At 66.3% G+C, this 16379-nt stretch carries 3 protein-coding genes; 1 reads left to right on the top strand and 2 read right to left on the bottom strand.

The annotated features are described in order from the left end of the window. The first annotated feature begins 1 nt into the window (after position 1). A complete protein-coding gene (locus K3F44_RS03320) occupies positions 2–1405 on the top strand; it encodes an efflux transporter outer membrane subunit (RefSeq protein ID WP_101318091.1) in 1404 nt (467 codons plus the stop codon). 33 nt (positions 1406–1438) lie between these two features. Here the strand turns inward: K3F44_RS03320 and K3F44_RS03315 are convergent, their stop codons facing one another. Next, positions 1439–3058, bottom strand: coding sequence for a PvdJ/PvdD/PvdP-like protein (locus K3F44_RS03315; protein WP_220633332.1), 1620 nt, complete (start codon positions 3056–3058; stop codon positions 1439–1441). Positions 3059–3184: 126 nt separating this feature from the next. Then, a complete protein-coding gene (locus tag K3F44_RS03310) occupies positions 3185–16138 on the bottom strand; it encodes a non-ribosomal peptide synthetase (protein WP_220633331.1) in 12954 nt (4317 codons plus the stop codon). Between the last annotated feature and the right edge of the window lie 241 nt (positions 16139–16379).

The following is a 16379-nucleotide window of genomic DNA, read 5'->3' as shown; positions in this document are numbered from 1 at the left end:
CATGACCTTGCCCAGCCGCATCAGCCTGTTATCCCTGAGCCTTGCCCTCGCCGCCTGCAGCACCGCGCCCGCCCCCGAGGCCAACCTCCCGGCACCGTCGGCCTGGCAGGGCGGCAGTGAGGTTAATAACCACCCGCTGCCAAATGCCCGCTGGTGGCAGGCGTTTGCCAGCAGCGAGCTGGACGGTCTGGTCGAGCGCGCCCGGCTCAACAGCCACGACCTTGCCGGCGCTGCCGCACGGGTACGCCAGGCGCAGGCGCGAGCTGTGATTGCCGGCGCGCCGTTGCTGCCGGACCTGCAATACGGCCTCGACGCCAGCCGCCAGCGGCTGCTGCGTGGCGAGGGTAACGACCAGCTCGACGCCAGCAGCAGCGAGCGCACCAGCACCGCCTTCGATGCACGCTTGAACGCCAGCTACGAGGTGGACTTCTGGGGCGGTGTGCGCGCCGCTCGCGACAGCGCCCTGCGCGAGGTCGACGCCAGCCGCTTTGATCGGCACACCGTCGAGCTGACCCTGACCAGCGCCGTTGCCGACAGCTACCTGCGTGGCCTGACCCTGCAAGAGCAACTGCGCATCGCCCGCCTCAACCTGGCCAACGCGCGCGATGTGCTCGGCGTGGTCGAGGCGCGCCAGGGTGCGGGGTCTGCCACCCGCCTGGAGCTTGCCCAGCAGCGCAGTCTGGTCGCCGCTCAGGAACGGCAAGTGCCGTTGCTCGAACAACAGTGGCAAGACAACCGCGTGACGCTAGCCACACTGCTCGGCGAACCGGTGCAGAACCTGCCGCAGACCAGCGCCAGCATCAGCGCCGTGCGCTGGCCGCAGATCGGCAGTGGTGTGCCCAGCGACCTGCTCGGCCGCCGCCCGGACATCGCCGCCGCCGAAGCACGTCTGGCCGCCGCCAGTGCCAATGTTCAGGTCGCCCGCGCTGCACTGTTGCCGCGGCTGACCCTGGGCGCCGAACTGGGCAGTGGCGCGCGCACCTTCGCCGACATCCTCGACAGCCCCTACTACACCCTGACAGCCGGGCTGATCGGGCCAATCTTCAATAACGGCCGCCTCAGTGCGGCCCGCGACCTGGCCACGGCCGAGCAGGAAGAACTGCTGGAGAATTACCGCAGCAGCATCGTTGCCGGCTTTGCCGATGTGGAAAAGGCACTCAACGCGATCAGCGGGATAGACCGTCAGCGCCAGTGGCAGGATGAGGAACTCACCCAGGCCAGGCTGGCTTTCGATATTGCCCAACGCCGCTACAGCGCCGGCGCCGAAACCCTGCTCAGCGTGCTCGAAACCCAGCGCACGCTGTACCTGGCCCAGGACCAGCAGGCGCAACTGCGTCTGGCCCGCCTGCAAGGCAGCGTAGCGCTGTACAAAGCCCTGGGCGGTGGCTGGCAGGTCGAGCAGTAGGCGAACGCCCGGGGCCGCGGCCCCAGGCCGGCTTCAGACGATATTCTTCAGCGACAAGTGCCGCGCATACCAAGGCCGCTGCGGCACCTTGCGCACCAACCCGGCGAGCGTGTCGTCTTCACCAAAAGTGATGCGCAGAGCCAGCTTCATGGTCTCTACGTCCATCTCCACCGACTTGCCCAGGCGCAGGCCGGGCGTGCTGCTGCAACCGTGGGTGTCCGGCCCCAGCCACGGATCGCCGACCTCGACGAAGCGTCCAGGCGCAAACCACTTCACCCCGCTCACCTCAAGCCGGCGCACCTGGCCCGGGTGCAGCCGCTCATGGGCCTGATACCAGTCCTCGATGCGCTCGTCGATCCAGCCGTGAAAGCCCCAGAACACTGGGTTGACGTGGGATGAAAACGGATCGCCAAGAAAATCGTTGTCGGCACCGAACCAGCGCGGAGCAAAGTCGCTCGGATCGCGGGCAAACGGCACCGGAGCGCCGTTGCTTGGGTCGCGCGGGACCGAGGCCCAGCACATGTGCAGCCAGTCGTGCAGGGTCATTTCCATTTCCGAACCAAGCTCGCCCAGGCTGAGCCTGGCCAGGTACTGCGGGTCCTGATACTGCGACTCCCACACCTGGAAGTTACTGCAGAACGTTTCGCTGGCCTTGATCGCTGCAACCCACTGGCCATACGGCTCGTCGCCCGGCGCCTGCCAGCTGGGCGGCACACAGCAGCCGTCGTGGTTCTCGTGGTAGCGGGCAAAGCCTTGACGGTCGAACTCGACGTTGGGCTGCGGCAGCGGAAACTGCTGCCAGGCGGGCAAGTCCTGCAACTGCCGCGCTGCCGCGAGCATGTGCCGGTGCATGAACAGAAAGTCGATACCCGAGCCATTGCGGTGCTTGCGCGGGCCGCGGGCATCGCGCTCCTGCTCACGTGGGCCGGGCTGCCAACCGAGCCCACGCAGGGCGTTGCGCTTGTCTTCGGGGAGCTTGTGCCACTGGTCGCGGGTGGCGTGCCAGAGCTGATGGAACAAGCGATGTTCGGGGCTGATCACCCAGGCCTGCATCGCCGCGTTGTACCTCAGGCGCTCACGTGCTTCGGGGAAACTGCGTTTGATCGCAACGAAGCGGCTGTCCGGCACCGGCAGGGTCAGCGAGCGGTCGACCCGTTGCAAGCGGCCACTGAGGCTGGCGTTGCCGGCATTGGCGAACTCGCCCCAGACCTCATCCAGGGTGGCGATGCACTCGTAGCCGGGGCCGCCGCGCAGGCTGATCAAACGCCAGCGCACCTGCCGCGAATTGGCCCCGACCAGGTCTCCGAGAATGCGGTAGGCGGCCACGCCGTCAGCGCGCAACTGCTCGCCGGTATCGACAAAACCACGCAGGCCACGGCCCTTGGTGGCGACGTCGATAAACGCCTGCACGCCCGTGAGTGGCAAGCCCTCGAGGCCGCCATCAACGCCCTCGAAGCGCAGGTCCCAAACCCCGCGCATCTGCTCGGCGAGCACCTGACCGGTGAAATCGGCAGGCTCCACCGTCGCTTCGCCGGGGGTAACGATGTCGTCGGCCGGGTCGTGGGTCAGCTCCCTGTGCGCGTAGTAAGCCGCCGTGCCAGTGGCCCCCGCCAGCGCCAGGCCAGCGATGAAGCCGCGTCGAGAAATGGTCATTGCGCCTCTGATCAAATGCGATGGTGCTGCAGGTGGTGTCCAAGCTAGAACGGATAACCACAGGTTGAATTTAACGCTCGGCCAGGCGCCGGCGAGCGGGCGACCAGCGCCCGCCCACCGCAGCTGTCAGAAGCCTTCCAGCTCGGCCATCAGGTCGCTCAGGCGGTCGACCTTGTCGTCATCCAGCACACTGCCCTGCAGCCCTTCGACATACAGCGCCAGCTCCTCGACCGTGCTGCACTCGAACATTGCCCGCAGCGGCACGTTCAGCTGCAGCTGCTTCTGCACCCGCGAGGCGATCTGAGTGGCCAGCAGCGAGTGGCCGCCAAGCTCGAAGAAGTTGTCGCGCACGCCTACCCGCTCGCTGCCGAGCACATCGGCCCAGACCACAGCCAGTGTCGCTTCCAGCTCGCTGCGCGGCGCCAGGTAGTCCTGGCTGTGCTGAGCACCGATATCGATGGCTGGCAGCGCTTTGCGATCGAGCTTGCCGTTGGCGTTGTGCGGCAGGCTGTCGAACCAGCCCCAGTGCAACGGCACCATGTACTCCGGCAGGTCGCTGCGCAGGCGCTGTTTGACCTGTTCAAGCAAGGTTGCATCAGCCGTCACGCCGTGATGCGCCACCAGATAGCCGACCAGGTGCTTGCCGTTGACGCCCTCCTGCACGCCGACGGCGGCGTCGCGGATCTCGCCTTGCTCATGCAGGCGCGCTTCGATCTCGCCCAGCTCGATCCGATAACCGCGGATCTTCACTTGGTGGTCGATGCGACCGACGTATTCGAGCACGCCGTCTACCCGGCGCCGGGCCAGATCGCCCGTGCGGTACAAGCGCTCTCCCGGCGCGCCGTATGGATGCGGTATGAACGCGAGGGCCGTGCGCACCGGGTCGCCGACATAGCCACGGCCCACCCCGGTGCCGGCCACGCACAACTCGCCCACTGCACCCAGCGGCACCAGGGTCTGTTCTTCACCCAGCAGGTACAGCCGGTTGTTGTCGGTCGGCGTACCGATCGGCAGGTAGCTGCCTTCGGTCGACGCTGCATCGACACGGAAGAACGCCACGTCATCCGAGCACTCGGCCGGGCCATAAGCGTTGACCAGGCCAATTGCCGGGTAGCGTTGCAGCCATTGCGCGGCCAGCTCGGGCGGCATCGCCTCGCCGGTCGGCAGCATCCAGCGCAGCCGGTCCAGGTGCTGCTCGGGGTTGGCGAGCATGCCCTGAATCAGCGACGGCACGCTTTCCAGCACGCTGATCCCGCTCGCCTGCACATGGCTGAGCAAGCCTTGCGGGTCATGCGCGATGGCGTTCGGCACGATCTCCACGCGGGCCCCGAACAACGGCGCGGCGAGAAACTGCCAGACCGAAATATCAAAACTTTGCGACGCGGTCTGGGCGATCACGTCGTGCTCGTCCAGCCCCAGGTACGGCACCTTGCTCAACTGGTTGTTGAGCATGCCACGCTGCTCGACCATCACCCCCTTGGGCAAACCGGTGGAGCCGGAGGTGTAGATCACATAGGCGAGGTTGTCCGGGCCGCTGTAGACGCCTGGGTTATGGCTAGCCACGGCGCTATGCTGAATTTCTTCCCACACCAGCAAGGTTGGCCGTACGGCACCGGCCAGCTCATCCAGCAGTTGCCGCGCCTGTTCGGCGTGGGCGGCGGTGCACACCAGCAGCGGCGTGCGGCTCAGCTCGACGATGCGTTGCAGGCGCGCCGCTGGCAGCCCGGGGTCGAGCGGCAGATAGCCCGCGCCGGCCTTGAAGCTGCCGACGATCATGCCCAGCAGCGGCAAGCCACGCTCGGCCAGCAGGGCTACGGGTTGATCGATGGCGACGCCCGCTGCGAGCAGCGCGTGGCCCATGCGGTTGGCGGCCAGGTTGAGCCCGGCGTAGTCAAAACTGGCCTCCAGGCAGCGCGCCACGACCCGCTGCGGATGCGCGGCGACGCGCGCTTCAAACAGCTCGACATAGCTCTGTTCAAGGCTGTAGGCATGCTCGCTGCGGTTGCAGTCTTCGAGCAGGAAGCGTTGTTCTTCAGCGCCGAGCAACGCCAGCGCGCTGACCTCGCCGTCAAAGCCCTCGACCAGCGCCAGCAGCAGGCGCTTGAATTCGGCCAGCAAGCGCTCGACCGTGGCGTGATCGAAATAGCGCTGGTCAAACGACAGGTGCAGGCCTAGGTCATCACCGGGGTAGCACACCGCGGTCAGCGGAAAGTTGGTGTGGGTCCGGCCCGAGTCAGAGCTGGCGTTGAGGTGCTGGGCGTGGTCGAGCACGGCCGTTTCCACTGGCGCGTTCTCGAACACGAACAGGCTGTCGAACAGCGCCTGGCCCTTGGGCAGCTCGCTGCGCTCCTGGATCGCCACCAGCGGCAGGTACTCGTATTCACGCAGCTCCATGTTGCGCTCGAGCAGGCCCTGCAGCCACTGCCGCACACTTTGCCGCTGCCCCGGCGCCGGCAATTGCACACGCAGGGCCACGCTGTTGATGAACAGGCCAACCGTGCGCTGCATCTGCGGCATGCTCACCGGCCGCCCAGCCACGGTAACGCCGAAGACCACGTCGCGCTCGCCGCTGAAGCGCGCCAGCACCAGTGCCCAGGCCGCCTGGGCGAAGGTATTGATGGTCAACTGGTGGGCCTGGGCCAACTCACGCAGGCGTGCGCCCTGCTCGACCTGCAACCGGGTATAGCAGTCGCCGACGATCATGCCGTCGCCGGCATGATCGTGGCGCAGCGGTCGGTCGCTGGGCAGCGCCGTGGCGCGCTCGAATCCGGCCAGGTTGGCTTGCCACCACTGGCGCGCTTCATCGAGGTCCTGCCGTTGCAGCCAGCCGATGTAATCGCGATAGCGCGGCGGCACTGGCAGTTGCGCCTGGCGGCCCTCACCGAGCGCCTGATAGATCTCGAAGAAGTCGTTCATCAGCAACGAGCGGCACCAGGCATCGATCAGGATGTGGTGATTGCTCATCATGAACCAGTAACGCTCGTCGGCCACGCGCACCAGGCGCAGGTGAAACGGCGCCTGGCTGAGCAATTCGAAGCCCGCTTCGCGTTCCTGCTTGTGCAGCGCTTGCAGGCGTTGCTCCTGGGCCTCTTCATCCAGCTCGCGCCAGTCCTGATAGTCGACCGCGGTGTGGCCCGGCTTATGGATGATCTGCAGCATCGCTTCGCCGGCGCTCCAGCTGAACGAGGCACGCAGGGCTTCGTGACGGGCGACTACCGCCTGCCAGGCCTGGGCAAAGCGCTGCGGCTCGAGCGCGCTGTTGATGCGGTAGCGGTCCTGCATGTAGTAGATGCCGGTGCCCGGCTCGAGCAGGGTATGCAGGAGCATGCCCTCCTGCATCGGCGTCATCGGGTAGACGTCGTCGATTTGCGCAGCGGGTACGGGCAGGCTGTCGATCTGCTCCTGGCTCAGGTGAGCGAGGGGGAAGTCCGACGGGGTGAAGCTGCCGTTGCCATCGGCCAGGCAATGGGCAACCAGCGCCAGCAGTTCGCGGCGATAGTCTTCGGCCAGCGCGGCGATGGTGGCGTGCTCGTAGCGCTCGCTGCTGAAGGTCCAGCGCAGTTGCAGGGCACCGCCGTAAACCTGGCCATCGACGCTGAGCCAGTTGGGCAGCGCCGCGTCGAGGTCGTGGGCCAGTCCCGCCGGCGCATCCAGCGGCTGGAACAGCGCATGCGCATCGAACTGCTGGTCGAACTGGCCGAGGTAGTTGAAGGTGATCCGCGCCTGCGGCAGCGCTGCCATGCTTTCGCGGCTGGCGGCGTCAGCGAGGTAACGCAGTACGCCGTAACCGATGCCCTTGTGCGGCACCTGGCGCAGTTGTTCCTTGATGCGTTTGATCGAGCTTGCCTGGGCCTGATCGTGGTCGCCTGGCTCGATGGCCAAGGCCAGTGGATAGGCATTGGTAAACCAGCCGACGCTGCGGGTCAGGTCGAGGTCTTCGAACAAGCCTTCGCGGCCGTGGCCTTCCAGTTGCACCAGCACTTCGCGGTCGCCGCTCCAGCGGCACAGGGTGCGCGCCAGGGCGGTCAGCAGCAGGTCGTTGACCTGGGTGTGATAGGCCGCCGGCGCCTGCTGCAGCAGCTCGCGGGTTTGTTCGACCTCAAGGTTGATGCTCAGGGTCTGTGCATGTCGGTTGAGGTTGCCGCCCTGAGGATGATCACAGGGCAGCTCACGGCGCACGCCAGCCAGTTGCGTCTGCCACCAGCCAAGCTCATCGCGCAGCGAGTCGCTGCCGGCATAGGTAGCCAGGCGCGCTGCCCAGTCGCCGATGGCGTGGGTCTTGGCCGCGAGATTGGCGCCGCGGTACAGCGCCTGCAAGTCCTCGAGCAGCACCCGCCAGGACACGCCATCGACCACCAGGTGGTGGATAACGACCAGCAAACGCTGCTGGCCTTGTCCATCACTGACCAGCAAGGCGCGCAGCAGCGGCCCTTGCTGCAGGTCGAGGCTGCGTTGCACATCGGTATACAGCGCCTGGCAGTCGTCCAGATCGGCGACCGTTGCCGTCCACAGCAGTTGCTCGCTGGTCGGCTGTTGATACTCGCCGTGCCAGCGACCGTTCACCTGACTGAAGCGCAGCCGCAAGCTGTCGTGCTGGACCAGCAACGCGGCCAGCGCCTGTTCCAGGCTCGCCGCCAGCAATGGCTCACAGACCTGCAACAGCACGGCCTGGTTCCAATGCTGCGGCTCGACCACTTCACTGTCGAAGAACCACTGCTGGATCGGCGTCAACGCGCTGCTGCCGACCCGCGCGCCCTGCTCGATCACGCTCGGCGCATCGCTGTGCCTGACCACCGCGGCGAGTGCCTGGATGGTCTGGTGCTGGAACAGGTCGCGCGGGGTGAACTGCAGGCCCAGCTGGCGGGCCCGGCTGACCACCTGGATCGACAGAATCGAATCGCCGCCCAGCTCGAAGAAGTTGTCCTGCACGCCAACTCGGGTGACGTTGAGCACCTCCCGCCAGACCTGCGCCAGTTGCTCCTCGAGCGCATTCGCCGGGGCTTGATAATGCAGCTGCACCAGCTCCAGATCCGGCGCTGGCAAGGCGCGGCGGTCGAGCTTGCCGTTGCCCATCAGCGGCAGCTGGGCGAGCAGCACCAGGTGTGCGGGGACCATATAGTCCGGCAGGTGCCGGCGGGCATGAGCCTTCAGCGCTTCGCGCAGATCGGCCTGGGTAGCCGCGTCGGCGTTGGCCTGAGCGCAGACCAGATAGCCGACCAGCTGCTTGCCGCCGGGCAAGTCCAGCGCCAGCACCACTGCCTCGTCGATGTCGGCGTAGGCTTGCAGGCGGCTTTCGATTTCACCCAGTTCAATCCGGAAGCCACGGATCTTCACTTGCTGGTCGGCACGGCCAACGTATTCGACCAAGCCATCAGCACGCAGGCGCACGCGGTCGCCGGTGCGGTACAGGCGGCCGCCGTCGCCGCTGAATGGGTCGGCGACAAAACGCTCGGCAGTCAAACCGGGGCGGTCGTGATAACCCTGGGCCAGGCCGGCGCCGCCGATGTACAGTTCGCCGATGCCGCCCTGGGGCAACAGCGCCAGATCGTCATCCAGCACGTACGCGCTACGAGCGCCGATCACTTGGCCGATCGGCACGCTGCCAGCGTCGGCCGGCAGGGTCGGCGGCGCCAGACACGCGAGCGGCATGACTACGGTTTCGGTCGGCCCATAGGCGTTGAACAGCTGCTGCGGAACAAACGCCTGGCGGATCCGCTGCAGGTGCTCGCCGGTCAGCGCTTCACCGCCGGTGATTACCAGACGCACTGGCAATTGCTCGGCGCTGCTGGCCAGGTACTGAGCCAGCTGGCTGCCGTAGCTTGGGGTAAAGCCAAGAATGTTCACCTGCTGCTCGCGCACCAGCTGGCAGATTTCCTCGGCGCCCCACTGCCCTTGCCCGCGCAAGACCACCCGCGCACCGCACAACAGCGGCGCCAGCAGGCGCTCACTGGCAGCATCGAAGTTGATCGAATAGAAGTGCAGCTCGCAGTCGTCGCTGCGCATGCCGAACGCGCTGATCACGGCCTGGCAATGCATGGCGATTTCGCCGTGGCTGACCACCACGCCCTTGGGCTGGCCGGTCGAGCCGGAGGTGTAGATCAGGTAGGCCTGATGCTGCGCCAGGCTGAGGTTGGTCAGCGCTGCATCGCTGTAATCAGCCAAGGCTGGGGCATCATCCTCAAGGCACCAACGGCCGACAGTGGCCGGCAACTCGCCGAGCCGTTCGAACAAATCGCGCTGGCCGAGCAGCAGGCCGATGCGGCTGTCTTCGATCATGTATTGCAGGCGTTGCAGCGGGTATTCCGGGTCGAGCGGCACATAGGCACCGCCGGCCTTGAGGATTGCCAACAGGCCAACGACCATTTCCAGCGAGCGCTCAAGTGCCAGGCCAACCCGCACTTGCGGGCCGACGCCACGCTCGCGCAGCACCCGCGCCAGGCGATTGGCCTGCTGGTCGAGGGCGGCATAGCTGAGGTGTTCACCGGCAAAGGTCAGCGCCAGCGAATCCGGGCTGCGCTGGGCTTGCACGCTGAACAGACCGTGCAGGGTGTGTTGCAGCTCGCCAGCAGGCTCGCCCTGCAATTGGTCAAGTAGCGCCTGTTGCTCGGCCGCGGCCAGCATCGGCAGCTCGCACAGACGCTGCTGCGGGTCGGCGATCAGCCCAGCCAGCAGCTGTTGCCAGTGCTCGGCCATACGGGCGATGCGCGGTTCATCGAACAGGTCGCGGCTGTAGGTCAGGCAGCAGCCGAGGCGGCCGTCCAGGTCGGTAACTTCCAGGTACAGGTCGAACTTGGTCGCACTGGCGTCGTTGAGCAGGTAGTCGACCTGCATCCCGGCCAGCTCGCGGCTTTGCTGGAAGGCCCAGCGCTGCACGTTGCACATCACCTGGAACAGCGGGTTGTAGGCACTGCTGCGCGCCGGTTGCAAGGCTTCGACCAGTTGCTCGAACGGCAGGTCCTGGTGCGACTGGCCGGCCACGATGGTCTCACGCAGTTGCTCGAGCAGGTCGCCTGCACGCATCTGCCCGTCCAGCTCGCAGCGCAGTACTTGGGTGTTGAGGAAGGCGCCAATAAGGCCTTCGCTTTCCGGGCGAATCCGGTTGGCCACCGGCGCACCGATACGCAGGTCGCGCTGGCCGCTGTAGCGGTGCAGCAAGGCCGCCAGAGTGGCGGTCATGGTCATGAACAGGGTCAGGCCGCGCTCGCCATTGAACGCATGCACCCGCGCCGCCAGTGCCGGGTCGAGGTCGAAGCGGTACAGCCCGCCCTGATGGCTCTGCACCGGCGGCCGTGGGCGGTCGCTGGGCAGTTCCAGCAGCGGCTGTTCATCGCCCAGCCGGGCCTGCCAGTAGGCCAGCTGGCGCTGGCCTTCGCCGCCTTCCAGCCATTGCCGCTGCCACACGCTGTAGTCCAGGTACTGCACTGGTAACGGCGCCAGCGGCGACTCGCGATCATCGACAAAGGCTTCGTACAGCTCACCCAGTTCGCGGGCAAAGATGTCCATCGCCCAGCCTTCGGTGACGATATGGTGCAAGGTCAGGACAAAGTAGTGCTCGCGCTCGGCGGCCTTGACCAGGCAGGCGCGCAGCAGCGCACCGCGCTCCAGATCGAACGGCTGGTGCGCCTGTTGATCGGCCAGCGCTTGCAGGCGCTGTTGGCGCTGCTCGGCAGCCACCGCGCTGAAGTCATGCCACTGCACCTGCAATGGGCTGTGCTCGGCGACGCACTGGTATGGCACGCCGTCGATGCTCGGGAAGGTGGTGCGCAGGGTTTCGTGACGGGCAATCAACGCATGCAGGGCGCGCTCGAAGGCATCCACGTGCAAGGTGCCGCGCAGGCGCGCCATGCCGCCGACGTTGTAGGCCGGGCTGTCCGGCTCCATCTGCCAGAGGAACCACATGCGCTGCTGCGAATACGACAGCGGCACCGCCTGGCGCCGGTCGACCCGCGCAATAGCGCCTTGCTGGTTATGCTCGCCGCGCTCGCGCAGCCCGGCAATCTCGACACAGAATGCGCCCAGCTGGCTGGCATCGAACAAGGTCTTCAACGGCAGTTCGACGTCCAACGCCTGGCGTGTGCGCGAGACGATCTGGGTGGCCAGCAGCGAGTGGCCACCGAGGGCGAAGAAGTCATCCTGCAAGCCCACCTGCGGCACGCCGAGCACTTCGCGCCAGATTGCCGCGACCTGCTGTTGCAGCGCAGTGTGCGGCTCGACGTGCTGGCGTTGTTGCCAGACCGGCGCCGGCAGCGCCTTGCGCTCGACCTTGCCGCTCGGGCCGATGGGCATCTGAGCAAGGTGGATCAATTGCGCCGGGACCATATAGGCCGGCAGGCGCTCGCTCAGTGCGGCCAGCAGCGCCTCGCTCTGCTCGTTACCGGTGTAATAGCCGAGCAACTGCGCACCAACCGCGTCCTGATGAATCAGCACCACCGCCTGAGAGACGCCCAGCTGAGCCAGCAGGCAGGCCTGCACTTCTTCGGGTTCAACCCGGAAGCCACGGACCTTGACCTGCTGATCGAACCGGCCCAGATATTCCAGCGCCGCATGCTCGGGCAACCAACGGACGCGGTCGCCGCTGCGGTACAGGCGCGCGCCGTTGCCATCGGCCTGCGGCACGAAGCGCTCGGCGGTCAGCCCTGGTCGGCCCAGGTAACCCCGAGCCAGGCCGACGCCACCCAGGCACAGCTCGCCCGGCACACCTGGCGGACTCAGCTCGAGCTCGTCATCGAGCACCTGGCAGAGCACGTTGGCCAGCGGCCTGCCAATCGGTGAACGCTCGCCATCGCTTGGCTGGCAATGCCAATGGGTTACGTTGATTGCGGTTTCGGTCGGGCCATAGCGGTTGTGTAGGTGCACCTGCGGCAGTACCTGCAGAACCCGATCACGCAGGCTGGCCGACAACGCCTCGCCACCGGAGAACAGCCGGCGCAGGCTCGTGCAGCTCGCAGCCAGCGGCTCCTCGACAAACACCTGCAGCAACGGCGGGACGAAGTGCAGCGTGGTCACGCCAAACTGCTGCACCAGCTCGGCGATGCGCTGCGGATCACGGTGCTCGCCGGGGCCGGCGAGGACCAATGGGCAACCGGTGAGCAGCGGCCAGAAGCACTCCCACACCGACACGTCAAAACTGATCGGTGCCTTTTGCAGCAGCACATCGCTGGCCTCCAGCGCATAGCTGGTCTGCATCCACTGCAGGCGCTCGGCCAATGCCCCATGGGTATTGCCGACGCCTTTGGGCTGGCCGGTGGAGCCTGAGGTGTAGATTACGTAGGCGAGGTTGTCGCCTTCCAGATGCAGCCCCGGCGCATGGCTTGGCCAGCTGTCCAGGTGCAACTGGTCAAGGGCGATCACGCTGACCTCGGCACGCTGCGGCAGCTGTGCCAGGCAGTCGCTGTGGCTGAGCAACAGGCTCGCGCCACAGTCGGCGAGCATGAACGCCAGCCGCTCGGCAGGGTAATCGACGTCCAGCGGCACATAGGCGCCACCGGCCTTGAGGATCGCCAGCAAGCCGACCAGCAACTGTGGCGAGCGCTGCAGGGCAATCGCGACACAGGTATCGGGGCCGACACCTTTGTCGCGCAGGTAATGCGCCAGGCGGTTGGCCTGCTGGTGCAGGCTGGCGTAATCGAGGCTGCCGCCGTCCCAGAGCAGAGCCGGCTGTTGCGGGGTCAGGCGCGCCTGCTCGTTGAGCTGCTCGACCAGCAAGCGCTGCGGCGCCGGCGCTGCGCACTGGCCCCATTGCAGCAGTTGCGTGCGCGAGGCGGCATCAAGCAACTGCACATCGCCCAGCGCCAGCTGCGGTTGCGCGCTGACCTGTTCGAGCAAGGCCAGCAGGTGCTGCGACAGGCGCCGCACGGTGGCCGCGTCGAACAGCTCAGCGGCATAGTCGAAGGCCAGGCTGAGGCGGCCCTGCTGGTCTTCTTCGCTGTGCAGTTGCAGGTCGAACTTGGCTTCACGGCTGTGCCATGGCAACTCTTCGGCGAGCAAACCAGGCAGGCGGCGCAGCGCTGACAGGTCGCGTTGCTGATGGTTGAACATGACCTGGAACAGGCCCTGCTCACGCGCCTGCGGCAGTGCTTCAAGCAGTTGCTCGAACGGCAGGTCCTGATGCGCCTGCGCCTCGATCGTGGCCTGACGCACCTGGGCCAGCAACTGGCTGAACGGCTGGCGGCCATCGAGCTGCGCACGCAGCACCTGGGTATTGATGAAGAAGCCAACCATGCCCTGAGTTTCCAGGCGTGGGCGGTTGGCATTGGGCACGCCAACGCGGATGTCGTGCTGCCCGCTGTAGCGGTGCAGCAAGCCCTGCCAGGCAGCCAGCAGGATCATGAACAGGCTGGCCTGTTGCTGCTCGGCAAGCTGCTTGAGCGCGGTGGTGAGCTGGGCCGGGACTTTTACGCTGAGGCGCTCGGCGCGCAGTGTGCGCTGGCTCGAACGCGGCTGATCGGTGGCCAGATCGAGCACCGGCAGATCATCACCCAATTGCGCTTGCCAGTATTCGAGTTGTGCTGCAGCCGCGCCCTCGGCCAGCCACTGGCGCTGCCAGATGCCGTAATCGGCGTAGCCCAACGGTAGCGCTGGCAGGCTGACGTGCTGGCCCTGACAGCGGGCCGCGTACAGGCGAGCGAACTCATCCAGCAGAATGTTCAGCGACCAGCCGTCAGCGACGATGTGGTGCAGCGTCAGCCACAGCTGGTGCTGCTCATCATCCAGCCGCGCCAGAGTAGCGCGCAGCAGCGGCCCATTGCCCAGATCGAACGGCTGCTGCGCCTCGGCTTCGCGGCGGGCCGCAACCTGCGCGGGGTCCAGCCCATGCAGGTCAAGCTGAGCGAGCTCCAGTTGCAGCTCAGGCAGCACCCGTTGCAGGGCCTGGCCGTCGACTTCGCTGAACACCGTACGCAACGATTCATGCCGGCTGACCAGCGCTTGCAGGCTGTGCTGCAGCGCGGCAACGTCGAGTTCGCCGCGCAGGTGCAGGCCGGCCGGGATGTTGTAGGCTGCCGACTGCGGTTGCAGCTGCCACAGCAGCCACAGGCGGTTTTGCGCCAGCGACTGCGGCAGTGGCTGAGCGCGGCCGCGCACGTCGATATGAGTGCGCTGCTGGCCGCCGTCAGCCAGCAGTGCAGCTACCGCTGCGCTGTAGTCAGCCAGCACCGGGGCGTCGAACAGGGTGCGCAGGCTCAGCTCGATGCCAAGCTCGTCTGCCAGTTGCGCGGTCGCCTGCGTGGCGGCAATCGAGTTGCCACCCAGCAGCAGGAAGTGGTCATCGGCCGCCACCGCTTCGACCTTGAGCAGGTCACGCCAGATGGCAGCGATGCGCGCTTGCAGGGGCTCTGTCACAGAAGCCGCCGACGCAACGCTGCTGATCGCCGGGAAGCGCGCGTAGCAATCAAGGCTGCCGTCATCCATGCGCTGGCGACAGGCCGCGCGTTGCAGCTTGCCGCTGGAAGTCTTCGGTAGCGCCCCGGGGTTGAGCAGCAGCACTGCCGCCGGTGCCTGCCGACAGGCATCGGCGATCACCTGGCGGAGGGTCTTGATCAGCGCCTCGGGAGCGGTCGACTTCTGCACATTGCGGCTCACTTCAACAGCGACACCGATGCCCTCCTCGCCGTTGTCGTCGACGGCGAATACCGCCACCCGCCCCTTGCGCAGCCCTTCGACTTCGCGCTCGAGGGTCTGCTCCAGGTCCTGCGGGTAGAGGTTTTGCCCACGTACGATGAGCATGTCTTTCAGGCGCCCGGTGACGAATATCTCGCCGTCGCGGATAAAGCCCAGGTCGCCCGTGCGCAGCCAGGTCTGGCCGTTCATCTCGACGAAGGTGCGTGCCGTCGCTTGCGGGTTGCGCCAATAGCCACGGGCGATGCTCGGGCCGGCGGCCCAGATTTCCCCGACCTGGTTATCCGCCAGCAGCTGTTGCTGCTGTGGTTCGACGATGCACACGGCGTGCTCGGGTTGCGGATAGCCGCAGCTCATCAACACACTGCCCTCGCCGCTTTCGATACGGTGCTCGGCCAGCGCCTGGGCATCGACCTGCAGAGCAGCAATGCCATGAGCGCGACGGCTGCCGCTGACGAACAAGGTGGCTTCGGCCAGGCCGTAACTGGCGAAGTAGCTGCTGCGCTCGAAGCCGCATGGCTGAAACTTGCTGGCAAAGGTTTCCAGGCTGTCCTGGCGGATCGGCTCGGAACCGGAATACGCCACCCGCCAGCGGCTAAGGTCGAGCCCGGCCAAGGCCGCTTCGCTAACCCGTTCACTGCACAGGCGGTAGGCAAAATCCGGCCCGCCGCTGATGGTGCCGCCGTACTCGCTGATCGCCTGCAGCCAGCGCAGCGGCCGGGCCAGGAAGTACCCCGGCGACATAAGCACACACGGCACGCCACTGAAGATCGGCTGCAGCAAGCCGCCGATCAAGCCCATGTCGTGGTACAGCGGCAGCCAGCTGACGATGACGTCGTCGGGGTTCAGGTCGATGCCAAAGCCCTGGCGAATCAGTTGCTCGTTGGCGACCAGGTTGGCATGGCTGACCTGCACGCCCTTGGGCAATGCGGTAGAGCCTGAGGTGTACTGCAAGAAGGCGATGTCATCGCCCGCCAACTGCGGCTCGCGCCACTGCGCCGCCAGCGCCGGGTCGAGCTGGTCGACCGCCAGCAACTGCGGCGCGCCGTCAGCAGCGAGCGCGTCAAGTTCCTGCAGGCTGTCGCGTAGTGTTTCCACGGTCAGCAGCAAGCGCGGCTGGGCATCGTCGATGATCGACAACAGGCGCTGTTGATGATGGCGCTTTGCAGACTCCGGCGGATAGGCCGGCACGGCTATCACACCCGCATACAGGCAGCCGAAGAACGCCGCGACGTAATCGGCACCGCTGGGGAACAACAGCACTGCCCGATCACCGAACTCGGCCCGCGCCTGCAGTGCTGCGGCGATGGTCCGCGCCCGCGCATCCAGCGCCTGATAGGTCAGTACTGCCTGCTCGCGCGGGTCATCGGCCAGAAAGCGCAAGGCGATCCGCTCGGGGGTCTGCTTGGCGCGTTGCGCCAGGGCCTGGACCAGCGAGTGCGGGAGTTCGAAGGCGTCCGTCATGGGTGTTCCTGCCAGTGTCTGGGTAAGTCGGGCCTGGCCGTTGCCTCGCTGAATGCGGGCGGCGTAGGCGGCCTTGGGTACACAGGGGAACGGATGGGCAGGGCAAATAATTAACAGTGCGGGCACCGAGGGTGATGACTGTGCGAGGGCAGGCTTAGATCAAACACGAATAGATACTCATTAACTTTCGTATTTGACAACCATTATCATTCCGCCTAATTTGTCGCTCGTCGCAGGAAGC

This window comes from Pseudomonas sp. S07E 245, assembly GCF_019599025.1.
Taxonomy (GTDB): Bacteria; Pseudomonadota; Gammaproteobacteria; order Pseudomonadales; family Pseudomonadaceae; genus Aquipseudomonas; species Aquipseudomonas shirazensis.
Note: the sequence above shows the minus strand (reverse complement) of the source record. Positions and strands in the feature narration are given on the sequence as shown.

Coding starts and splice junctions, on each gene's coding strand:
- K3F44_RS03310 (WP_220633331.1), bottom strand. CDS start 16,138: ATGACGGACGCCTTCGAACTCCCGCACTCGCTGGTCCAGGCCCTGGCG.
- K3F44_RS03315 (WP_220633332.1), bottom strand. CDS start 3,058: ATGACCATTTCTCGACGCGGCTTCATCGCTGGCCTGGCGCTGGCGGGG.
- K3F44_RS03320 (WP_101318091.1), top strand. CDS start 2: ATGACCTTGCCCAGCCGCATCAGCCTGTTATCCCTGAGCCTTGCCCTC.